Origin of the sequence: Glaciihabitans sp. GrIS 2.15, assembly GCF_035984695.1 — a bacterium.
Taxonomy (GTDB): Bacteria; Actinomycetota; Actinomycetes; order Actinomycetales; family Microbacteriaceae; genus Lacisediminihabitans.
This window is the reverse complement of record NZ_JAXCHU010000002.1, coordinates 232922-256724: the sequence shown is the minus strand read 5'-3', so window position 1 is coordinate 256724 and position 23803 is coordinate 232922. Positions and strand designations below refer to the sequence as shown.

The following is a 23803-nucleotide window of genomic DNA, read 5'->3' as shown; positions in this document are numbered from 1 at the left end:
CCATCGCCGTGACAGTGCACTTCAGACCCGCGGTCAGCGGCGGATGGCTCGCGCTCACGTCGGGCGAGACCCTGCTGGTGATCGGCGCCCCGGCCGACCAGGCGACGGTGGATGCGCTCTGGGAAGCACTCGCGGGCACCGGCGGATTCCAGCGGGTGCTGGACGTGCTCACGAACAAAGGCCTCGCCGCGACCCCGCCGTTCGCCCTGTTCGACGGTTCGGCGGCATCCCTGCGCATCATCGTTCGCGGACCGGTGATGGCGACCGTCAGCCATGCCGGGGGCATTCATCGGCTCGACGGTTCCGGAGTGACGACCTGGCTCGAGCAGACCCTCGCGGAGGTGTCGTCGGCGGTCGTCGACGTCGCCGGTGCCGCAGCCGCGGACGGGGTTGTAGAGCTGCCGCTCCGCACGGGTGCGGCCTGGGTTTCATCGCTGGAATTGCGGTGCGAAGCACCTGCTGCGCCGGTGTCGAAGCTGTCGCGGCCGGTCATAGCCGCACCGGAATCCGTTGCCGCACCGATAGTCGAGATAGATCCCGAAGCTACCGTCACCGAGCCCCCGACCGAGCAGATCGACACTCCGAAGGAGAAGTCCGGCACCTCGGACGACGGCTACGATTACCTGTTCGGCGCCACGATGTTCCGGGATGTCGCGGGCGCGGCCGTGCAGGAGGCGCCGGCCGAAGAAGAGGCAGCGGCGCCCGAGCGTGCCGGAGACCACGACGGTCACACCGTGCTCACTTCCGACATCGCGAAACTGCGGGAAGGGCGCACGGCCCAGCGCGGCGGAAGCGCAGCGCCCCCGCCGACAGCCCCCGCCCCTCAGGTATTCCTCGCCCTGTCGAACGGTTCGCGCGAAGCGCTCACCCAGCCGATCCTCGTCGGTCGCTCGCCGAGCGTCAGCCGGGTCCCCGGCGGGCAGATGCCTCGACTGCTCACGGTCGGCACCCCCGACCAGGACATCTCCCGCACCCATGTGCGATTCGTGCTCGAGGGCGGCACGGTGGTGGTGACCGACCTGCACTCCCGCAACGGCACGCTGGTGGTGCTTCCGGGCAAGGAGCCGCAAAAGCTGCGGGCAGGGGAACCCACCTCGGTGATCGCCGGCACTGTTGTCGATCTCGGCGGCGGAGTCACGCTCACCGTCGAAGAGGCGGTGGGAGAAGCCTGATGCGTCGCATTTCATCCACGCCTCCCGAGTTACCCGGCTACACCTTTATCAAGGTTCTCGGATCGGGTGGATTCTCCGACGTGTTCCTCTACGAGCAGAAGCTGCCCAAACGTCGCGTTGCGGTGAAGGTGCTGCTCACCGAAGAGTTGAGCAGGGCAAACCGTGCCGCGTTCGTCGCCGAGGCGAACCTCATGGCCCAGCTGTCGACGCATCCATACATCGTCACGATCTATCAAGCGGATGTCGCGGGCGACGACCGCCCCTACTTCGTCATGGAGTACTGCTCGGGCCCGAGCCTCGCCGAACGATACAAGCGGGAGATCTTTCCGGTGGTCGACGCGCTGCGTACCGGGGTGCGCCTGTCGAGTGCAGTCGCGACCGCGCATGCGGCGGGCATCCTGCATCGCGACATCAAGCCGGCGAACGTACTCACCAACGACTACGGCTGGCCGGCGCTCACCGACTTCGGTATCTCCTCTGCGGTCGAAGACGACGTGCTTCCCATCCACACCAGCACTCTCGCCAGTGCCCTCGCCCAGGACACCGGCACCGGCGGCACCGGCCAGTCGGTGGGCATGTCGGTGCCATGGTCGCCTCCGGAGATGTTCGAAGACGACCCGGCGCCCGATGTGAGATCGGATGTTTTCTCCCTCGCGGCGACCGTCTACACGATCCTCGCGGGCCAGACCCCCTTCGAGCTGCGCGGGCACTCCAACGGCACCCTCGACCTGATCGGGCGCATCGAGCGCGGTGCGATCACGCCGATGTCGCGGGACGACATCCCTCGCTCCCTTCTCGCTGTCCTGCACAAGGGGATGGCGTCGAACCGCAACGACCGGTTTTCCAGCGCGGTGGACTTCGCGCGGGCGCTGCAGCGCGTCGAGCTCGAGCTCGGCTATTCCCCGACGACGATCGACGTGCCGAACCTGCACATCGAGGCGCCCTCGCGGCCAGGCCAGGAGGATGACGCAGACGAGACCCGCGCTCGCAGTGTCGCGACCATCCAGGCCCAACCGGTTCTGCCGCCGCCCGTCTCCGTGCCGGGGCCGAGCCCGGCAGCGTCGATCGATGAGACCCAGGTGCGCGGGGCGCCCAGGACGATCGCCCAGCCCGAGCAGGCGGGCGAGACGATCGTGCGGCGGCGAGTCACGACTCCGGTCGCGACCGCGACCGAGACCGGACCACCCGCACCGGAAGAGATTCGCGAATACGAGACGACCCGGAAGGTGTCCCGCACCAACAAGATCTTGATCGGTGTCTCCGGTGGCGCCGTGCTCGTCATCGCGGCCGTAATCGTTGCTGGCCTCGCCCTCGGAGGGAACCCGACCGAGTCGCTGAGCCCGAGCGCGAAGGCCTCCGGTGGTGATTCCGCGCTCGTCGAGACCGTGCCGGTGCCGACACTGGCCGGTGTCCCGGTGGTGACGGGCACCGAGCTGATCTTCACCGTGACGAATCCGAAGCCAAAAGCCGGTGACAGCTTCCGTTGGAGGGTCAGTAACCGCGGGAACGACGAAGCTCTGCACCAGAGTGCAGACGGCGTGGTGACCGTGCCAGGCTACGCAGCCGACACGACGATCTGCGTAGAGGTCACGGTAGCCCGTGCGGGCAAGCTGTCCAATCCGCTGGAGGCGTGTTACCCCCGATGAAGCCTCTCAAGATCGAATTCTGCGGCGAGTGGTACGAGGTCGGGCATCCCCACGACTTTCATATCGGGCGCGAGTCCGACCTGGTGATCGACGACAACCCCTACCTGCACCGTCGCTTCCTACGCATCTATGAAGACTTCGGCATGTGGTGGCTCTCGAACGTGGGCAACCTGCTCTCGGCAACCGTGACGGATGCCACCGGCCAGGTACAGGCCTGGCTCGCGCCTGGCGCGCGCCTGCCGATCGTGTTCCCGCAGATGCAGGTGCTGTTCAGTGCCGGTTCGACCACCTACGAGTTCACCATCTTCTCGGCCGAAGATTATTTCAGCACCGCCTCTGCGATGGCTGGCTCCGGCGGCTCGACCACGATCGAGCCCGTACCGCTCACCAGCACCCAGCGGCTGCTGGTTGTGAGCCTCGCCGAGGGAGTGCTTCGACAGTCCTCGCCGGGTCGAGGTGAGATCCCCACTTCCGCCGAGGCTGCTGCCCGCCTGCACTGGTCGATGACCACCTTCAATCGCAAACTCGATAACGTGTGCGACAAGCTGGACAAGATCGGCGTGCGCGGGTTGCGAGGAGTCAAGGGCAATCTCGCCACGAACCGTCGCCTGCGACTCGTCGAATATGCCGTTGCCACTCGGTTGGTGAGCCAGGATGACCTCTACCTTCTCGCAAAGAACGACGCGGATGCGGCGGAGAAAGCTCACGCCGACGCAGCCGGATAGCCCGCTGGGCGCGGGAAGGCACGCCAGCCCATGGGCAGTGGTCCCCATGCGAGGGGGTACACGACGGATTTTCGTCGTGTTAGGTTGATCTGAGCTGCTGGATTCCGGAGGAATCCGCAGGTCATCGTCGTTGAAGAATCGGCCGTGGGGGTCACGTGTGAGCGCGCTCGGACGGTGGGTAAAGAGTCGTAAGACCCTCGCATCCGCCCTTGTCATCGCAGTCGTCGCAGGTGTGCCGCTCACCATCGCCGCGTTGCATCCCGGATTCCCGGTTTCTGACGTCGAACTCACCTCCCGTGACGTCTGGGTGACCAATGGGCAGCAGTTGCTCGGCGGACGCCTCAACCGCCAGATCGATGAGCTCAACGGCTCGGTCGTTGCCTCGAGTGCGAAGTTCGAGGTGTTGCAGGACGGCGACTCGCTCTACATGCACAATCCGGATGCCGGTCGCATCGAATCCGTCAACCCCGCCTCTACGCAGGTGAGCTCGGCGATCGACGTGCCGAAGAAGTCCGAGGTCGGCTACGGCGGCACGACTCTCATCATCGTTTCGCCGAAGGGTGACCTGTGGGCGGTGCCCTCGGTCGGCGACCTGCAGTTCAACTACGTGTCGACGGCCCCGCTCGTGAAGCTCGGTACGGGTGGACACGCCACGATCACCCAGACAGGCGCCATCATCGCGGTTTCGCCGACGAAGAAGAAGATCTATCGGATGGCCACCCTCGCGTCAGCGCCGGTGATCTCCAACTTCCCCTCCGTCGGCGCCTTCCAAATCTCCGCGGTGGGGGAGGCGGCCGTGATCTTCGACCAGTCCACCAACGAGCTCCTCACCGAGGACGGCTCCACACACAAACTCCCGAAGACCGGCTTGCGACTGCAGCAGGTCGGCGCGAAGTCCGACTACGCCGTCATCGCCACCGCGGATTCGCTGATGAAGGTCCCCCTCGGTTCCGGTTCGGTGCAGACAATCTCCGCCAACGTCACCACGCCCGCACAGAACGCCGACGGTGTCTCCGCTCCCGTCTTCCTATCGGGCTGCGCGCACGGCGCATGGGCGACATCGCAAAAATACCTGCTCGCCTGTGATGGTCAGAAACCGGTTCGCCACGATTTCGAGAAGCCGACCAGAGGTAGCGAACTCGAGTTTCGAGTGAACCGCACGGTCATCGCTCTCAACGACCTGAGCAACGGCAACGTCTGGCTGGTAAATGAGAACATGCGACTCGTTGACAATTGGGGTGACGTGACCCCGCCAGCTGAGAAGCAGAGCGAGCAGACCGGTGACAAGAAGTCAGCCACGCAGTCCTTCGAAGACACGCTCGCCCAGCGCACCGCGGTGAATCACCCGCCGACTGCGATCGACGACAATTTCGGCATCCGTCCCGGGCGCACGACGATATTACCGGTGCTCGACAACGACTCCGACCCGGATGGCGACGTGCTGGTGATCTCTGCCTTTGACGGGATCGCGGACTCGACCGGTCACCTCGATCTCATCGACGGCGGCCGCGCACTGCAGTTCACGCCGGCGGTCGGATTCGTCGGATCGGTCTCCTTCGGGTATACCGTCGACGACGGTCGTGGCGGCACGGCGAGTGCGCGAGTCACCGCCCATGTCGTGCCAGAAAGCAGTAACCAGGCGCCGGTGGAGATCCGCGCCGGTGGGGTGGGCGTCGAGGCCAACCAGACGGTCACCTACAACGTTCTCAGCAATTGGCGCGACCCCGACGGCGATGATCTCTACCTCGTCGGCGCTTCGCCCAAGTCGGGCGACCTCGTCCGGTTCAGCCCGGACGGCTTCGTCACCTTCACCCACCAGACCTCCGAGATTGGTAAGAAGGAAGTTGTCTTCCTGGTGAGCGACGGCCACGGAGCGCAGGTGCAGGGCACGCTCACGGTCGACGTCAAGCCGGCGGGCACGCTCAATCCGGTGGGAACGCCCGACTTCGCGACGGTGTTCACCAATGAGACGGTGGTGGTGAAACCTCTCGACAATGACATCTCGCCCTCTGGCGCCCAGCTGCAGCTCGTCGCCATGGAGGCTCCCACCGGTAAGGGCGTCGCATCCTTCAATTCCGACTCCAAAGAAATCACCTTCAGCTCGTCAGAGGCGGGTGTCTCTTACCTCAAGTACACGCTGCAGGCCGGTTCGGCCACGAGTGTCGGGCTCGTACGCGTCGACGTGCGCGATAAACCGCAGGATGACTCCCTCCCCCCGGTCGCGGTGAAGGACACTGCGTACCTGCGGGGGGATGAGCCGACGACAGTGTCGGTACTGACCAACGACGTGAGTCCGAGCGGTCGCGTGCTCGCTGTGCAGTCCATCTCCGTGCCGCCGGAGCTCACGGCGAAGGGTCTCGTCGTTGAGTTGCTGGAAAGTACGCAGATCCGGGTCACCTCGCCCGCCGCTCTCACCGAACAGGTGAGCTTCAATTACACGATCTCGGATGGCGCACACACGGCCACTGCGGGCGTGACGGTCGTGCCAGTGCCGCCCCTCACGAAGCACCAGCCCCCCATCGCCGCGAACGATACCGCGAAGGTGCGCGTGGGGGATGTCACAACCCTCGACGTGCTGGCTAACGACATCCATCCCGACGGCTCTCCGATGACGCTCGACACCACGCTCGTGACACTACCGACCGCCGGGCTCGCCTTCGTGAGCAAAAACAAGCTGCGATTCCAGGCGCCCACCACCGCGGGTGAATACACGGTCGACTACCGGGTGCTCGATCCGTTCGGCGAAACCGCCACTGCCACCGCCACCTTCACGGTGATCGGTCTCGACCCCAAGAGCAACCAGGACCCGATCCCCAAGCCGCTCACCGCTCGGGTGCTTGCCGGTGACTCGATCCGGGTGGAGATCCCGCTCGATGGAATCGACCCCGATGGCGACTCGGCCCAGCTTCTGAGCTTCCCGGTGGGGCCGAGCCTCGGCGCGATCGACAGCCAGGGTACCGATTTCTTCATCTACCACTCGTCCGCGGCGGCATCCGGCACCGATTCCTTCACGTACAAGGTGTTCGACGCCTTCGGGGCGACCGGTGATGGTGAGATCAAGATCGCGGTGATCCCTCCACCCAAGTCACTGTCGAACCCGATCGCATCGCCCGACAGTATCTCGGTGCGCCCGGGCCGCGTGGCACAGGTCGACTTGACGGCCAACGACTCCGACCCGCAGGGTGCGCCGATCGAGGTCTCGAAGAAGCTCATCGACGTGCCCCACGGTATCGACGCCTCGGTGGTGAAGGGCCGGTTCCTGGTGCTCACCGCGCCCGACAGCGAGCAGTCTTTCTCCATGCGCTACGAACTCACCAACAACCGTGGTGGCAAGTCCGTGAGCTACGTACTGGTGAAAGTGACCAAGGATGCTCCGATCCTGCCGCCGACGGCCGAGGACATCTCGATCCTGCCGAAGACCATCGCGGGCAAGCAGTCCACCACCGTCGACGTGTTCGACGGTCACGCCTTCAACCCCTCTGGACACACCGAGGACCTCACGGTCACGGTCGAAGGCCCCAATGCCGGTTCGGCGAAACTCCTCGAGAAGAACGGTCGAATCGAGGTGACGCCGGGTAAGACCCGGCAGGCCATCGCCTATCGGTTGACCAACGAGAAAGACAAGCTGAGTGCGCTGGCGTTCATCCTTGTTCCCGCTGCGGTGTCCAAGGACTTCGACCAGCCACCGACGATCGATCCCTCTCTTCCGGTGCAATACGTGAGTATGAACGAGACGCGCACCTGGAAACTGAAGGACATCCTCACCGTGCCCTCTGGTCGAGAGGCTCACATTACGGACAGGGCCACGGTGAGCGCGCTGCAGAGCAGCGGCGCCTCCTCTTATGTGGATGCCGACACCATCACCTTCACGCCGTCCAAGGACTATCGGGGCCCCGCATCGGTGAAGTTCACCGTGTTCGACGGCGCGTCAAAGGATGACCCCAAGGGCATCAAGGCCAATCTCACACTCAACATCGTGGTGGGCGATCCGCAGTTCAGAGACACTCCGCCCGAGTTCACGAGCCCGAACGCTCAGCTGGAGGTGGGCGAGACGACCACCCTCGACCTACGGGCGTCGACCGGGCATCCGAATCCCCAGATTTTGCAGGAGGTGACCTACTCGGATCTCACCGGGACCTCTGCTGGTCTTCAGGCCAGTCTCAGCGGATCGCAGCTCACCCTCACCAGCCCGCGCAACGCAAAAAAGGGAAGCACCTACAAGCTTGGCGTGACGCTCAGGTGGGACAAGTTCACCGTGCCTGGCACGATCAATGTGACGGTCGTCGGTTCGAGCCGACCCCTCGCGGTGGCTGTCTCGGACACCTACGAAACGCAACGCGGCGATGGTGCAGTGGTGGCGCATCCGCTGGTGAACGACTCGAATCCCTATCAGACCACCGGTGAGAAGCTCACGATCGTGGACGCCAAAGTGCAGAACAGCGGCAACCCCGCGGGAATCTCCTTTACGAAGGACTCCGTCACCGTCACGCCGAGCGCAGCCCTCAAGGACGGACGCATTGAGGTCGTCTACACGGTTCAGGATGCCACGGAAGACACGGACCGCCAGGTTAACGGCACCATTTCGGTTATCGTCAGCGACGTGCCCGACCAGGTGGCGAAGCCGACACGCACGTCGGCGATCGGCGGCGATGGCAATGCGACCTGGCGGTTCATCGCGCCGGCCTCTAACGGCAAGCCGATCACGTCGTACGACGTGCGGACAACGCCCGGTGGCGCCACCGCGAGTTGCACGGCCGGTGCCGACTGCACCGTCTCCGGGTTGGCAAACGGGACCGCGTACACCTTCTCTGCCCGGGCCATCAACGTGCACGGGCCGGGCCCGTGGTCGGTCGAGAGCGACCAGGTCACTCCGTACGGCACGCCGGGAACGCCCACCGTGACGGCGACGGTGACGAGCCAGTGGGCGCCGTCCGGGAGCATCACGGCGACATGGGGCGCTGTCACGAGCGGCGGCGGCTCGACGACCTACACCTGGCGCGCCAGCACCGGTGCGACAGGAACCACCACGGGCACGTCAAGCGCCCCGGTGACCGGGCTTGCTGCAGGCAACTACAGCTTCACCGTGTCCGCCCAGAACGCCGGCGGCAAGTCGGGCGGCACCGGCACCTCGAACACCGTGGCGATTCAGGACCAGACCAGACCCGGCAGCGTTCCGGTGAGTGCGAACGTGACGAATGACACCGACCCGGGCGCGATCACCTGGAATTGGTCGTCCCCCGGAGGCGGACCGGCTGTCACCGACAACATGGAGTACGTCTACTCGATCGACGGAGCCGGTGCGGTCGCGACGACTTCGACCAGCGTAAGCAGGGGTGGCCTGAGCGCAGGGTCGCACTCGATCTCGGTCTATGCGCGCAACAATGCGGGCAATGGGCAGGCCGGAAGCGCGTCGGCGAATATCAAGTCGAAGCCGGCACTTGCGCAGGTCGTGCTCCAGAAGGGGCCGTACGCCACCTGCCAGGGTGGCGGTGGTTGCTACAGGTATGACGTGACCCTGCAAAACTTCGGGGGTGGCGTCCACGCGATCGACTTCTATTGCCTGAGCCCATTCGGGTCGGCGTCATTCAGCGGAAATACCTACATCAGCAATAAGTTCTGCGGCTTCGCGGACACCTATGTGAACGTCGACGGTGTCGAGAGCAACCATGTCGACTTCAGGCCCTAGCAATGAGAGAACTCCCATGCCCGTAACCCAGGAGCAGGCGACCTGGTTCGCCGATGCCTTCCAGAAGCTCGTCGCGAACATCGACAAAGCGATCGTCGGCAAGAGCAACGTGATTCGGCTGGTGCTCACCGCGCTCATCTCCGATGGTCACGTGCTGCTCGAGGACTATCCAGGCACCGGAAAGACGGTGTTGGCGAAGGCGCTCGCGAACAGCCTGGACGGCACGACCTCGCGCATCCAGTTCACCCCGGACCTCCTGCCGTCCGACGTGACCGGCGTTCAGATCTACGACCAGTCGAAGGGCAAGTTCCAGTTTCACCAGGGACCGATCTTCGCCTCGATCGTGCTCGCGGATGAGATCAACCGCGCAAGTCCGAAGACCCAGAGTGCGCTGCTCGAAGTGATGGAAGAGGGCGTAGTCACGATCGACGGAGAAGGCCACGGGGTCGGTGCGCCGTTCATGGTGATCGCGACCCAGAACCCGGTGGAGCAGGCCGGCACCTACAAGCTGCCCGAGGCGCAGCTGGACCGCTTCCTGATCAAGACCACACTGGGCTATCCGGACGCCAAGACCGCGGTCGCGCTCCTGATGGACTCGGCGAACCGGGCTCGGGCATCCCTCGTCACAGCCATCATCAAGCCGGAGTCGATCGTGGCCATGACCGGCCTCGCCTCCGAGGTGTTCGTCGACGAATCGGTGATGCGGTACCTCAACGACATCGTCGAGGCCACCCGAAAGAACCGCGACGTGGTGCTCGGAGTGAGCATGCGCGGGGCAATGGCGCTCGCCCGGGCCATAAAAACCTGGGCGATCACGCAGGGTCGCACCTACGCCACGCCGGACGACGTGCGCGATCTCGCGGTGCCTGTGCTCGCGCACCGCATCATCCTCGACCCGGAGTCGGAGTTCGCCGGTGTGAAGGCCGAAGACATCGTGAGCCGAATTCTGCTCGATATCGAGCCACCCACCTACCGGGCCGCGTGACCTTTTCGCCATGACCCCGAACGCATGAACACAGTCGCCACCAAGCCCGGGCTTGCTGCGCCTCTGCGGAGGCTCGGCACCCGCGGCATCCGCCTGCTCATCGTCGTGGGCGCGATCGTCACGCCACCAGCCAAGATGGCCTGGCGCGCGCTCGGGCCGGTACTGCACACCATCACGACCGCCGGATGGCTCGTGCTCGGGCTCGCCGTCGGGGCACTCACCCTCAGCGCGGTCTTCGGCTGGCAGGAGTTCACCTACCTCGGCTTCATCCTGCTCGCGTCCCTCGCGCTCTGCGCGCTGTTCCTCTTCGGTCGCGCGTCGTATGGCGTGCTCGTTGAGCTCAACCCGCGCCGGGTTGTCGTTGGGGATCGCGCCATGGGCCGGATTGTCGTAACGAACGTCGGAAAGCACGGGCTCACTCCCACCCGTATGGAGTTGCCAGTGGGCCAGGCGATCGCTGAGTTCCAACTGCCCTCGATGAAACCGAAGGACGAGCACGAGGAACTCTTCGCCGTGCCAACCAACAAGCGTGCTGTCATCATCGCCGGCCCGGCCGAGTCCGTGCGCGGTGACCAGCTCGGCATGCTGCGGCGTGCCCTCAAGTGGGCGGACGCGGTCGATCTCTTTGTGCATCCCAAGACCGTTCGTCTCGCGCCCTCGGCCGCCGGCCTCGTGCGCGACCTCGAGGGCCAAATCTCCCAGAAGATCACCAACAACGACATCGCCTTCCACGCGCTGCGTCCGTATGTTCCGGGAGATGACCGTCGCTACGTGCACTGGCGAACCTCTGCGCGCATCGGGCAGCTGATGGTCCGGCAATTCGAAGAGACCCGCCGGTCGCAGGTGACGATGATCCACTCCTCGCGCAGCGATCTCTATGCCTCGGATGAGGAGTTCGAGCTCGCCATCTCGGTCACCGCCTCGATTGCCGCCCAGGTGATCCGCGACGGCGTGCAGATGAACGTCGTGAGCGAGTCGGGCGTCTGGCGTACCCAGACCGTCACCTCGATGCTGGATGCCTCGTGCCGCATCGATCCCGTTGGCCGGGTCTACCCCAGTATCCGCGACTTCGCACGCGAGCGTACCCGTCGACTGCCCGCCCCGAGCGTCGTGATGATGATCGGCGGCTCGAACATGACGACCGGCGAGTATCGCAGCGTTGAGTCCCTGTTCGGCCAGGACACTGCGCAAGTGGCGTTCCACGTGGTGGCCGGTGCCCAGCCGAAGATCGCCTCGGTGGCCGGACTCACGGTGATCACCGTCGGCGACCTCGCCGATCTCTCCCGGCTGGTTCGGGGGCTCAGCTGATGACCGAGACCTCGATCCCCACCCGCGGCATCCGCCCGCTCACCGGCCGCACCTGGGTCGACATCGGCGTGCTGCTCATACTCTCCGTGCTCGGGGTGCTCGGATTTGAACCCTCGTTCGGTGGCTACGGATTTCTCATCGCCGGCATCGGAGGACTCGCTCTCGGGGCTGCGATCGGAATTCTGGCCTCCGTCTTTCGACTCAACGTCATCGCCCTGGTGCTCATCGCGATCGTCGGCTATTTCCTGTTCGGCACGGCGATAGCGGTGCCCCAACAGGCGCTGTTCGGTGTGCTGCCGACTCTCGCCTCGGTCGAGAGCCTCGCGATCGGCGCGGTCTATGGCTGGTCGGACATCGTCACCCTGCGCACGCCGATCGGGGCTCCCGCCTACATCGCGGTGATCCCGTACTTCGCCACCTGGATCGTGGCCCTCATCTCCACCTCGCTCGCCACCCGCTGGCTCTCGTCACGGCCGCGATCCGCCTGGCGATTCGCGATCACGCTGATCGGCCCGGTGGTGCTTTATATCGCCGGCATCCTGATCGGCACCGCCGTGCCGTATCAGGCGGGAATCCGTGCCGCCGTGTTCGCAGCGCTCGCACTCGTCTGGTTGGGCTGGCGCCGACCCACCATTACCTCCTCAGGGCCTAACCGACTGCGCAGTCGCAAGCTCGCCGGCACCGCGATCGTGGTTGCCGGTGCGGTACTGCTGGGTGGCAGCGCCGGATTCTTCTTCGCCCCGCCGAAGGACCAGCGTTTCGTGCTGCGCGAGGAGATCCAGCCGCCCTTCGATCCCCTGAACTACCCGAGTCCGCTCTCCGGCTTTCGTCATTACACCAAGCAGGCAACCGATGACCTGCTCTTCACGGTGAGCGGCCTCAAGACCGGAGACACGATTCGGCTCGCGACCCTCGACTCGTACACCGGCAAACTCTGGAATGTGACCGGCCCGAAGACCAGTACCGCTGGCTCGGGTAGCTTCAACCTCGTGGGACGCACGCTGCCCAACCCCACCTTCATCACCCCGGTCGTTCGCACGAACGTCACCTTCACGATCGACAGTTACCAGGACTTTTGGCTGCCGAGCGTCGGCTATCCAACCCGCCTCGACTTCACCGCCGGGCCGGCCAAGGCCAGCACGGACAGCCTGCGATACAACGATTCCACCGGAACGGCCGTGCTCACGACCGGACTCGTGAAGGGCGATAGCTACACCATGACCGCGGAGGAGCAGAGGGTGATCTCGGTGGATGACCTGGCCAAGGACCCGACGGCGACCGTCGCTCTGCCCCCGGTCGTCGGCAGCCCGGATGTCGTGACGAGCAAGGCGCAGGAGTTCGCCGGCAAGGCGGCGACGCCGATCGCGCAGCTGGAAGCCATCCGGCTCGTTCTCGCGCAGAAGGGCTTCCTCAGCCATGGACGCGCCTCCGATGCGGTCGCTTCCCGCGCCGGCCATGGCGCGGATCGCATCAGCGAGTTGCTCGAACGCCCCCAGATGATCGGCGACCAGGAGCAGTACGCCTCGGCATTCGCGCTCATGGCCCGCAGCTACAACTACCCGGCGCGCGTGGTCATGGGTTTCGCCCCCAAGATCGCCGAGGGACAGAAATCGGTCAGGGTGACCGGAAATGATGTGACCGCCTGGGTCGAGGTCGCTTTCGACAAGGTGGGCTGGGTGGCTTTCAACCCCACGCCGAAAGAGACGGACATCCCACAGGCTCAGGTGCCGAAACCGCAGAGCCTTCCGCAGCCGCAGGTGCGGCAGCCCCCGCGATCGGAGAAGAAGAGTGACGACCTGCTCACTCCAGTCGAGCTTGAGAAACAGAAGAAAGACGAGAAGGGCCTGCTGTTTTCTCTGCCAGGGTGGGTCTACATTCTCGGCCTGAGCATCCTGGTTCCTGCGCTCCTGGTGTTCGTGCCAATGCTGATCATCGCTGTGGCGAAACGCAGGCGCGCCCGCCGACGCCGGACGGCCGTGCGCTCGGAGGACCGCGTGGCCGGAGCCTGGGACGAACTGCTCGACCAGTATTCGGAACTCGGCTATTCGGTGATCGGCAAGACCACACGCGTGCACATCGCCGATGACCTCGAGCGGCAAGTTGCCCAGCCGGTGATGCTGCGATCGCTGGCGATCCGCACCGACGAAGCCGTGTTCTCGGGCTGGCCGGTGGACGACCAGACTACCGAGCGGGTGTGGACCGAAGCGTCAGCCTCCATCGAAGCAGCCCGAGAGGCGGTGACCGGCCTGCGGCGATTCCTCAGCCGCTATCGCGTGCGGAAAGCCCGCGACTGGGCGCTGCGAATGGCCACCAGGAAGAAGAAGCCCTGAGCGTCACCGGGGGAGCGGTGCGTTAGCATTGCTCGACTGACGTACCAACCGGGGAGGGGAGCTGTGTCGGGCGACGAAGAAAATCCGCTGCTGATCACCCCGCCACCGGGATTGTTGCGGGCTGTGAGCCCGGGCCTCGCAGCCACTGATACCGGCCCGGATGAGCCCGAGGAGCTCATCACCCTGCCCCCTGGTATCGCAGACTCGGCCACCCATCGCGTGGCGACACCGCGGATCTCGGCGTCGCGGGCGGCTGCTGCGGACGATGAGATCGTGTTCTTCCCCGTGATACCGGGTGGTTCGGTGCTTGTTCCGGTGCTTGTTCCGGTGACTGCCCCGGTCGCGATCCGTGCCGAAGAAGCGCTGCCAGCCGTGGACGAATTGGCCGATGAAACTCGACTGAGTGCTCCCCGATACTCGTCGCCTCCCGTGTGGCGCCTCGTATTACCAACCGGACAATCGGTGCCGATCGCGACCGTGGTGATCATCGGGCGAGATCCGATTGCAAACGCGGCGTGGCCCGGTGCGACGCTTGTGCCGGCGCTCGACCCGGCGAAGTCTCTCTCAAAGACGCACGCACTGCTTGAAATCGATGCTGGCTCCCTGTGGGTGCACGATCTCGCCTCGACCAATGGGGTGTTTGTCGCCGCTCACGGTGTCGATGTCGTCAAGGTCGAACCTGGCACGAGGGTGGTGGTGCCGGATGGCGCGGAGCTGGAGTTCGGCGAGTTCATCGTCACGGTGCTCCGCACCTGAGTCTCGCCAGTCGCGAGTTCGGGCTGCGGCGCTAGCATCCGCGCCGAGTAAGCCGCGCTGCATCCGCGCCCGCCCTGAGGCCAGCCAAAATTCGACTCGGGAGTAACTGCGAGCTCTGGCTGTTTCTCGCTGAATATGCCCCCACGTGACCGCGTCAGACGAGCTCATTCGCCCGGCGCCGTGTCAAATGGGAGGCGATCCATCATCCGGGGCGCACCCCAAACGGTGTTAGCCTAAGGCGGTGTTGTACGGTCTGCTTCTTCTTCATAGCCGCGACGAGTCCTAGTTTCCAGGCCGCCCTCGTCGCGGAGTCTGGTGCGGGTTGACGCGCCGCTGGCTGACCACCGTTTGGTATAGGAGAGCGCACGACAATGAATGATGTAATCCCGGCCCGCCCCCGCACACTGGCCGAAAAAGTGTGGGACGACCATCTCGTCGTGAAGGGCGAGGGCAGCACTCCCGATCTCATCTACATCGACCTCCACCTCGTGCACGAGGTGACGAGTCCCCAGGCCTTCGACGGACTGCGTCTCGCCGGCCGCCCGGTACGTCGTCTCGACCTCACCATTGCCACCGAAGACCACAACACGCCGACTCTCGACATCGATAAGCCGATCGTCGACCTCACCAGCCGTACCCAGATTCAAACCCTGCGCAACAACTGTGCCGAGTTCGGCGTGCGCCTGCACTCGCTCGGCGACATCGAGCAGGGCATCGTTCACGTGGTCGGCCCGCAGCTCGGCCTGACGATGCCGGGTATCACCGTCGTCTGTGGTGACTCGCACACCTCCACCCACGGTGCCTTCGGTGCCATGGCCTTCGGAATCGGCACCAGCGAGGTTGAGCACGTGCTCGCGACGCAGACCCTGCCGCTCACACCGTTCAAGACGATGGCGATCACTGTCGAAGGCGCGCTGCGCCCGGGGGTGACCGCCAAAGACATCATCCTTGCGGTTATCGCACAGATCGGCACCGGCGGCGGGCAGGGCTATGTGCTCGAATTCCGCGGCAGCGCTATCCGCTCGCTCTCGATGGAGGGCCGGATGACGGTCTGCAACATGTCGATCGAGGCGGGCGCGCGCGCCGGCATGATCGCGCCGGACCAGATCACTTACGACTACCTCGAGGGTCGCGCGCACGCTCCGAAGGGTGCGGACTGGGACGCGGCGATCGCCTACTGGAAGACCCTCGCTACCGACGTCGACGCCGTGTTCGATGCCGAGGTGTTCCTCGACGCGAATACGCTCGAGCCATTCGTCACCTGGGGCACCAACCCGGGTCAGGGCGCCTCCCTCAGCGGCACGGTGCCCGACCCGTCGACGATGCTAGATATGAACGAGCGGGCCTCCGCTGAACGTGCCCTCGAGTACATGGACCTCGAAGCTGGCATGCCGCTCAAGGGCATCCATGTCGACGCGGTGTTCATGGGCTCCTGCACCAACAGCCGCATCGAAGACCTGCGAGCCTTCGCCTCGATCATCAAGGGACAGAAGAAGGCGGATGGTGTTCGCGTCATGGTCGTGCCGGGATCGGCCCGCGTGCGCATCGAGGCCGAGGCGGAGGGCATCGACCAGATCGTCAAGGATTTCGGCGCGGAATGGCGGTTCGCTGGCTGCTCGATGTGTCTCGGGATGAATCCCGACCAGCTCGCACCGGGCGAGCGGTGTGCTTCCACTTCCAACCGCAATTTCGAGGGACGGCAGGGCAAGGGCGGGCGCACGCACCTGGTGTCCCCGCTGGTGGCGGCGGCCACGGCGATTCGAGGGACGCTGTCGAGTCCGTGGGATCTTGGCCTCGAAACAGTGGGTATCGAGACAGTTGATATCGACACAGCCGGTCTCGATACGGGGGCTGGGGCACCGTACGCGACCGCCGGAGGAAACAACTGATGGACAGGGTTTCTGTGGTCACAGGCGTCGCGGTGCCGCTCGAGCGCGCCAACGTCGATACCGACCAGATCATCCCTGCTGTGTTCCTCAAGCGGGTGACCAAGACCGGTTTCGACGACGCGCTGTTCTTCGCGTGGCGGCAGGATCCCGATTTCGTGCTCAACAACCCGGCCTTTGCTGGGGGCCGAGTGCTCATCGCCGGCCCCGACTTCGGCACCGGATCCAGTCGTGAGCACGCGGTCTGGGCGCTGCGCGACTACGGCTTCCATGCCGTGCTCAGCCCGCGCTTCGGCGATATTTTCCGGGGCAACTCCGGTAAGCAGGGGCTGCTCGCGGGCGAGATCAGTGAGGCGGACCTCGAGGCGCTGTGGGCACGGATCGACGCCCAACCCGGCATCGAGGCATCCGTCGACCTTGAGGCCAAAACGGCGACGATCGGCGATCTCACCGTGCCATTTCAGATCGACGATTACACTCGGTGGCGGCTGCTGGAAGGTCTGGACGACATTGGACTCACCCTGCGCAGCGAGGCGCAGATCACCGAATTCGAGGGTGGTCGGGAAGCCTGGCGTCCGCTCACTCTTCCGGTACAGCAGGCCACGGACCACAAGGATGCAGGTGAATGAATGAACCCCATAGTGACAGATGCCCAGAAGGCAGGACAGCGGATGGGACTGAAGTCCGACGAGATCACCATCACCGGCGGAAACCCGCTTAAGGGTCGCATCGCCGTGCGTGGTGCGAAGAACCTGGCCACTAAGGCCATGGTGGCGGCCCTTCTGGGTGAGACTCCCAGCATCCTGCGCGACGTGCCCGACATCAGCGATGTCGAGGTCGTGCGTGGGCTGCTCGAGGTCTACGGCGTGATCGTGACCGCGCCGAAAGCCGGGACCCTGCACTTCGATACGGCGAACGTGGAGAAGGCGCACTTCGCGGAGATCGATGCGCATGCCGGATCCAGCCGCATCCCGATCCTGTTCTGCGGTCCGCTGCTTCACCGTCTCGGTGAGGCGCGCATTCCCGATCTCGGGGGTTGCCGCATCGGTGATCGCCCCATCGACTTCCACCTCGACGCCCTGCGTGCCTTCGGTGCTGTCGTGGACAAGTCTTTCGAGGGCATCTACATCACTGCTCCGGACGGTTTGCATGGTGCAAACATCGAGTTGCCGTACCCGAGTGTCGGTGCGACCGAGCAGGTGCTTCTCACCGCCGTGCGTGCGAAGGGCACCACCGAGTTGAAGAACGCGGCCATCGAGCCGGAGATCATGGATCTCATCGCCATCCTGCAAAAGATGGGTGCGATCATCTCGGTCGAGCCCAATCGCGTGATCCTGATCGAGGGTGTGGACCGCCTCGAGGGCTACAAGCACCGTGCGCTGTTCGACCGCAACGAGGTGGCCAGCTGGGCTTCCGCGGCTCTGGCCACCAAGGGTGACATCTTCGTCGAGGGCGCCCGCCAGAGCGAGATGATGACCTTCCTCAATGTCTTCCGCAAGGTCGGCGGGGCGTTCGACGTCGAAGACGACGGCATCCGCTTCTACCATCCGGGGGGAGAGCTGAAGCCGGTGACCATCGAGACGGATGTTCATCCCGGCTTCATGACGGATTGGCAGCAGCCGCTTATCGTAGCGCTCACCCAGGCGATCGGCGTTTCGTATGTGCACGAAACCGTCTACGAGGATCGCTTCGGGTTCACTCAGGCGCTGAACGAGATGGGCGCGAATATCGTGGTGCACAAGGAGGGACTGCCCAATCACCCCCGCCGGGTCGCTCGTCGAGACTTCGAGCAGGCCGCGGTCATCACCGGCCCGACAAAGCTGCACGGTGCGAATGTGCGTGTGCCCGACCTCCGCGGAGGATTCAGCTACCTCATCGCGGCACTCACTGCGGAGGGCGTCTCAACCGTGAGCAACGTGGGAATCATTAGCCGGGGATACGAGCACTTCATCGACAAACTCGAGGTGCTCGGGGCCGACTTCGTCTTCGAGGGATAGCCCGTTGGCAGGTTTTGGGGCTTCCGATCGACGTAGCTCGGAAAAGACAGTATCCCCGAGGGTGAAATCCGAGAAGATTGCGATCTTCCGCCTGCTGGCGTTCCTGCTCGTGCCTCCGATGGAAATCCTCGCTCGCTATGTGGTCATCGACGGCCACAAACTGCCGAAGAGCGGTGCTTTCGTCTTCTCACCCAACCACTACAGTGAAATCGACCCGGTGGTGATCGGGCGAGTGATGTACAAACTCGGGCGCGTTCCGCGCTATCTCGCCAAGGCGTCCCTCTTCACGGTGCCGGTCATGGGGTGGTTCCTGCGTACCTCCGGACAGATTCCGGTGGAGCGCGCGGGTGTCGTGCGCGGACACGATCCGATTGCGGCGGCAGACGCTCTCGTGCATGCTGGCTACGCCGTCGTGATCTACCCGGAGGGCTCGCTCACCCGGGACCCGGACCTGTGGCCGATGCGCGGAAAGACAGGAGCGGTGCGGATGGCGCTGCTCGCCGACATCCCGCTGATTCCGGTGGCGCACTGGGGCACCCAATACGTCATGCCGCGGTACGGCAAGAAGATCAGCCTCTTTCCGCGCAAGACCATCACCGTGAAGATCGGCGACCCGGTCGACCTCTCCGCGTTCCGCGGCAAGGGACTCGATCCGAAGCTGCTCACGGCGGCGACCGCCGTACTCATGACGGAGATCACGAAGCTGCTCGCCGACCTGCGGGACGAGCCGGTGCCTGCCGAAACCTGGGATCCAAGCAAGCACAGCCAGAGCGAGATCGGACGTTTTGAACAACCCTAATCCCATGACATTGCCCATCCGTCTGTCGCTTCCCGGGGTGCGGCGCGTCGCCGTCCTCGGCGCCGGTAGCTGGGGCACCACCTTCGCCAAGGTGCTCGCTGACGGAGGTTCGGATGTCGCGCTCTGGGCGCGTCGCCCGGAGCTCGCCCGCGAGATCTCGCAGTCCAAGCGCAACAGCGATTACCTGCCGGGCATCAACCTGCCACGCAACCTCTGGGCATCGTCGTTCATCCCCGATGTGCTCGACGGCGCGGAGATCGTGTTCATCTCGGTCCCGAGTCAGTCGCTGCGGGAGAACCTGAGGATTGTGCGCGACCTCATCCCGTCCAATGCGATCGTCGTGAGCCTCATGAAGGGTGTCGAAAAAGGCACTGGCGACCGCATGAGCGAGGTCATTATGCAGGAGCTCAAGATTGATCCGGATCTGGTGGCCGTGGCGTCCGGACCGAATCTCGCGCTCGAGATCGCCAAGGAGCAGCCGACCGCGGCTGTTGTCTCCTCGACCGCGCTCGAGACGGCGACAATCGTGGCGGCTGCGGCGACGAACCCGTACTTCCGCTCGTTCGTGAATACGGATGTGATCGGTACCGAGTTCGGGGGAGTGCTCAAGAACCTCATCGCCGTGGCCATCGGCATCGTCGACGGCGTGGGCTACGGCGAGAACACGAAGGCGTCGATCATCACCCGTGGTCTCGTGGAGATGACCGATTTCGCCGTCGCCTACGGCGGCCTCGCGCAGACGCTCTCCGGCCTCGCGGGACTCGGCGACCTCATCGCAACCTGCGAATCGTCGCTCTCGCGAAACAACACCGCCGGGCGACTGCTCGGCCAGGGCTACAGCTTCACGGATGTGGTGAAGCAGATGAACCAGACGGCAGAGGGCCTCTCGTCGGTCGCCCCAATCCTCGAACTGGCCGCCGCCCGTGGCGTGGACATGCCGATCGTCGAGCAGGTGGCCCAGGTGCTCGCCGGCACTATGAATCCCCGCGACATCGCACCGCACCTAACCACTGAAGAGGACACCCCGGCGATCCTCGTCGAGTAATGCCGGATTCTCACGCGAGCTGCGGCAGATTGTCGCTCTTCTCGAGTCGGAGCGACACTATGCCGCAGTTGGCGCGCCACGGGCTCTTGGCTGACGGGCTCCCGGCCTACGGGCTCGGTGTCGGTTCCGGCACGAAACCGGGGTCGTGGCCAGTGCACTGCTTGGTCTGATCGATAGATCCAACGGCGTTCGAGAGTGCATCCAGAATGATGGCCTCCTGGCCCTGGGTGAGCTTCGTGTCGACCACCACCTGCGTGGCGGGCGACCGGCCGTAGGTCGTGTACACGTAGCGAGGTGAGCCCGAAATATCCACCACCCAGTCGATACCGTTCACGGTCGAGCAGGTGGCGGAGGGGGCCGGTTGCGGTACTCCGCAGCGCAGAAGCACCGAGGCCGGGTTGCCCCACGCACCCGTTGCCTGGGCATTCGTCTGGCGCAGCGACTGCTCAACGACAGACGCCGGCAGGCGCACGATGATTTCGGCGCACTTCGGATTCGTGGCGTCGGCTGCCGGCGTGAGCGGGACCGTTGGCGCGCAAGCCGTGAGCAGTGCGAGGAGCATCGGGGCGAGCAAGCCGAGCGCGAGGACCGTGCGCTTCGTGTTCATCGCTTTCAGGCTACCGTTTGGAGCATGACGATCACGCCGGAACCGGCCGCTCCCGACACTCTCGGAGGTATCGGCGAGCTTGCGGTGCTGGCGCGCATCTTCCCGCGGCTGCCCACCGCGGCATCCGCCCTGCTCGGTCCGGGCGATGACGCTGCCCTCGTTGCTGCTCCCGACGGGCGGTTTGTCGTGACCACGGACATGATGATTCACGGGCCAGATTTTCGCCTCGCCTGGTCGACCCCTCACGACCTCGGCTGGAAAGCCGCCGCCTCCAACCTGGCGGATGTCGCGGCCATGGGCGCCGTGCCGACCGCGCTCGTCGTGGCCATCGCCGCGCCAGCCGACTCGCCGGTCTCGGTGCTCGAAGGCATTGCGGATGGGCTTCGTGACGCCTGCGAGACGCTCGCACCGGGGTGCGGTGTCGTGGGCGGGGATCTGTCGGTATCGGCCACTCTGACGATCGCCGTAACCGCATTCGGGGATCTCGAGGGACGTGCGCCGGTGCTCCGCTCCGGCGCCGCGCCCGGAGACATCGTGGCGGTGGCCGGCGTGCTCGGCGAGGCCGCAGCGGCCCTGCGCCTGCTCTTCGCCGAGGCCATCGACGCATCGGGGCGACCGGATGCGGCGCTCGCCACCGCCCTGCGGTCGCGCACGGTGGCGCAGCTCGCTCCGACCCCGCCGATCGCTGCCGGTCGCGCCGCCGCCCTCGCGCGGGCGACGGCGATGCTCGACCTGAGCGACGGTCTCGCGATCGACTCCGCCCGCCTCGCTCGGGCAAGCGGCGTGGGAATAGACTTCGCCATGGCGGCGCTGGGCGACGATCCTGCTCTCGCGCTCGGCGGGGGAGAGGATCACTCGTTGCTCGCGACCTTCCCCCCTGGTGTCGTGTTGCCCGCGGAATTCCGTCGTATCGGAGTGTGCGTCGACGGCGAGGGACTCACGGTGGACGGCTCACCCCACGACTCTGCCGGGTGGGATCCGTATCGGGACTGGGCCGGGTCTGCAGGCTGAGCCGACTCCGAAGAGCGCGCCGGACTCGAGACGGCTCATCCGTCTGCCCGGCACAGTCCTACTCGACCGGCACAGTCCTACTCGACCGGCACAGTCACCGCGCTCGCCCACCACAGGGTCGTGTCTCCGTAATCCTTGCGACGGTCGAGCGTGATTCCGGGCGGCCAGGTCGGCTCGGGGGAACGGCTGCTGCGCTCGAGGCAGACCACGGCATCCGGTTGGAGGCGCGAGGCAAGCGATGCGAGGTTTTGCGTGAGCTCGGCTTCGAGCAGGTCGTAGGGCGGGTCGAGGAAGACCAGGTCCCAGGTCTCAGGATTGCTGGTCAGGAATGATTGCACGAGCCGCCCGCTCACCTCGATACGAAGTGACGAACCGCGCGGCGTCTGCGCGAGCACCGCCGCCGCGTTGGACCGGCAGACTGTTGTGCCCACTCCGCCTCGTTCGACGAGACGCACGAAGGCCGCGCCGCGACTGGCGGCTTCGAGGCCGAGTGCTCCGGATCCGGCGTAGAGATCGAGTACCCGTGCGCCGTCGATCGCATTCCGGGATTCGAGCGCGGAGAAGATCGCCTCGCGCACGCGGTCGCTGGTGGGGCGAGTGCCGTCCCCTGGTGTCTTCAAGGCAATGGATCCGGCGAATCCGGAGATTATTCGAGTCATCGGACTCGACCCTACCGAACTACCCGAATTGTTCACTCGACAGGACTACCGTTTTACTCATGGCACCCGATTTTCGCAAGCCCTTCCGCGCACTGTCGTTGCGACCACGAACGCCCGCCGCTCCGACGAGCGTGGCAACACCAGAGCCAGGGCAGGTGCGCTCCAGCCTGGTCAACAATGCCATCTACTAGCACGGATGCCGAGTCGAGACTCCCGCCTCGCTCAGCGAGACCTACGCGGCGCTCGACGCCCGCCCCGGAGCTATGGCGTGGATCGGCCTCTATCGCCCGACCACCGATGAGCTCACGTCGCTCGCCGCGCAGTTCGGCCTGCACGAACTCGCTATTGAGGATGCGATTCTCGCCCCAGCGCCCGAAGATCGAGCGCTACGGCTCCACACTCTTCGTAGTCCTTCGGGCGGCACGCTACCTCGATGCGAAAGAGGAGGTGGAGTTCGGCGAGCTCCACGTGTTCATCGGCCAGAACTTCGTCATCACTGTTCGTCACGCCGAATCGCCCGATCTGGCGCTGGTTCGCCGGCGGCTCGAGGGCACTCCCGATTTACTTGCGCGTGGCACGGAGGCAGTTCTTTACGCGATTCTCGACGCGGTGGTCGATGCCTATGTTCCCGTCGTCGCTGGCCTCGCCAACGACATCGATGAAATCGAGACACAGGTGTTCGGTGGCGATCCCGGCGTCTCGCGGCGCATCTACGAACTGACAAGGGAGGTCATCGACTTTCAGCGTGCGGCGGTGCCGCTGGTCAGTATGCTCGATCAACTCTCGAACGGGTTCGACAAGTATGGGATCGGAGACGATCTTCAGCAGTACCTGCGCGATGTCGCGGACCATGTCGCTCATGTGACAGAGCGCGTGGACGAGTTTCGCATCCTCCTTCGGGACATTCTCACGGTCAACGCAACACTCGTGGCCCAACGCCAGAACGAGGAGATGCAGGAGACGACGGAGGCCAATAATCGGCAAACGGAGGAGACGCGCAAAATTTCGGCCTGGGCGGCAATCCTGTTTGCGCCCTCGATCATCAGCGGAATCTACGGAATGAACTTCCGAATCATGCCTGAGCTGCGCTGGGCGTTCGGTTACCCGTTCGCAATCGGACTGATGCTCGTCGTTGGTGTCGGGCTCTACGTGATCTTCCGCAAGCTGCGCTGGCTGTAAGCAAGCTGGCGC

16 protein-coding genes and 1 pseudogene are annotated in these 23803 nt (G+C 65.0%); 15 read left to right on the top strand and 2 right to left on the bottom strand.

The window, feature by feature from the left end; genetic code table 11:
- Positions 1-8 precede the first annotated feature (8 nt).
- The 13 genes from RCH11_RS03575 to RCH11_RS03515 all read left to right on the top strand — a co-directional run bounded on the left by RCH11_RS03575 (position 9) and on the right by RCH11_RS03515 (position 20335).
- Positions 9-1172, top strand: a complete 1164-nt coding sequence (locus tag RCH11_RS03575) for an FHA domain-containing protein (protein WP_327055617.1) — start codon at positions 9-11, stop codon at positions 1170-1172.
- On the top strand, positions 1172-2818 hold the full coding sequence (locus RCH11_RS03570) for a serine/threonine-protein kinase (protein WP_327055616.1): 1647 nt from the start codon (positions 1172-1174) through the stop codon (positions 2816-2818). Before RCH11_RS03575 ends, RCH11_RS03570 begins: the two co-directional genes overlap by 1 nt.
- Positions 2815-3543: a hypothetical protein gene (locus tag RCH11_RS03565; RefSeq protein WP_327055615.1), complete on the top strand. Its 729-nt coding sequence runs from the start codon at positions 2815-2817 to the stop codon at positions 3541-3543. Before RCH11_RS03570 ends, RCH11_RS03565 begins: the two co-directional genes overlap by 4 nt.
- 157 nt (positions 3544-3700) lie before the next feature.
- Positions 3701-9229 (top strand): Ig-like domain-containing protein, encoded by a 5529-nt coding sequence (locus tag RCH11_RS03560; RefSeq protein WP_327055614.1) that lies wholly within the window; start codon positions 3701-3703, stop codon positions 9227-9229.
- Positions 9230-9245: 16 nt separating this feature from the next.
- Positions 9246-10214, top strand: a complete 969-nt coding sequence (locus tag RCH11_RS03555; RefSeq protein WP_327055613.1) for an AAA family ATPase — start codon at positions 9246-9248, stop codon at positions 10212-10214.
- Positions 10215-10238: 24 nt separating this feature from the next.
- Complete coding sequence (locus RCH11_RS03550; protein WP_327055612.1) at positions 10239-11522, top strand: DUF58 domain-containing protein; 1284 nt, start codon at positions 10239-10241, stop codon at positions 11520-11522.
- Positions 11522-13852 carry a transglutaminase family protein gene (locus RCH11_RS03545; protein ID WP_327055611.1) on the top strand — a complete coding sequence of 777 codons (2331 nt, stop codon included), beginning with the start codon at positions 11522-11524 and terminating at the stop codon, positions 13850-13852. The genes RCH11_RS03550 and RCH11_RS03545 overlap by 1 nt, the downstream gene beginning before the upstream one ends.
- A gap of 63 nt (positions 13853-13915) precedes the next feature.
- Positions 13916-14608 (top strand): FHA domain-containing protein, encoded by a 693-nt coding sequence (locus tag RCH11_RS03540; RefSeq protein ID WP_327055610.1) that lies wholly within the window; start codon positions 13916-13918, stop codon positions 14606-14608.
- Positions 14609-14979: 371 nt separating this feature from the next.
- Positions 14980-16497, top strand: coding sequence for a 3-isopropylmalate dehydratase large subunit (leuC, locus tag RCH11_RS03535; protein ID WP_327055609.1), 1518 nt, complete (start codon positions 14980-14982; stop codon positions 16495-16497).
- On the top strand, positions 16497-17123 hold the full coding sequence (gene leuD, locus RCH11_RS03530) for a 3-isopropylmalate dehydratase small subunit (protein ID WP_327055608.1): 627 nt from the start codon (positions 16497-16499) through the stop codon (positions 17121-17123). The genes leuC and leuD overlap by 1 nt, the downstream gene beginning before the upstream one ends.
- The gene (gene murA / locus RCH11_RS03525; protein WP_327055607.1) at positions 17124-18491 is read left to right on the top strand and encodes a UDP-N-acetylglucosamine 1-carboxyvinyltransferase; all 1368 of its coding nucleotides are present in this window, start codon (positions 17124-17126) and stop codon (positions 18489-18491) included.
- A 61-nt stretch (positions 18492-18552) separates the two neighbouring features.
- Entirely contained in the window at positions 18553-19290 is a 738-nt protein-coding gene (locus RCH11_RS03520) for a lysophospholipid acyltransferase family protein (protein WP_327055606.1), read from the top strand.
- A gap of 4 nt (positions 19291-19294) precedes the next feature.
- Positions 19295-20335 carry an NAD(P)H-dependent glycerol-3-phosphate dehydrogenase gene (locus tag RCH11_RS03515; RefSeq protein WP_327055605.1) on the top strand — a complete coding sequence of 347 codons (1041 nt, stop codon included), beginning with the start codon at positions 19295-19297 and terminating at the stop codon, positions 20333-20335.
- A 106-nt stretch (positions 20336-20441) separates the two neighbouring features.
- Here the strand turns inward: RCH11_RS03515 and RCH11_RS03510 are convergent, their stop codons facing one another.
- The gene (locus RCH11_RS03510; protein WP_327055604.1) at positions 20442-20942 is read right to left on the bottom strand and encodes a DUF3515 family protein; all 501 of its coding nucleotides are present in this window, start codon (positions 20940-20942) and stop codon (positions 20442-20444) included.
- A 24-nt stretch (positions 20943-20966) separates the two neighbouring features.
- Between RCH11_RS03510 and thiL the strand changes: the two genes are divergently transcribed.
- Positions 20967-21953: a thiamine-phosphate kinase gene (thiL, locus tag RCH11_RS03505; RefSeq protein ID WP_327055603.1), complete on the top strand. Its 987-nt coding sequence runs from the start codon at positions 20967-20969 to the stop codon at positions 21951-21953.
- A gap of 77 nt (positions 21954-22030) precedes the next feature.
- Here the strand turns inward: thiL and RCH11_RS03500 are convergent, their stop codons facing one another.
- Positions 22031-22612 carry an RsmD family RNA methyltransferase gene (locus RCH11_RS03500; RefSeq protein WP_327055602.1) on the bottom strand — a complete coding sequence of 194 codons (582 nt, stop codon included), beginning with the start codon at positions 22610-22612 and terminating at the stop codon, positions 22031-22033.
- A 59-nt stretch (positions 22613-22671) separates the two neighbouring features.
- On the opposite strand from RCH11_RS03500, the pseudogene RCH11_RS03495 reads away from it, so the two are divergent.
- A pseudogene (locus RCH11_RS03495) lies at positions 22672-23791 on the top strand (magnesium and cobalt transport protein CorA).
- The last annotated feature ends 12 nt before the right edge of the window (positions 23792-23803 follow it).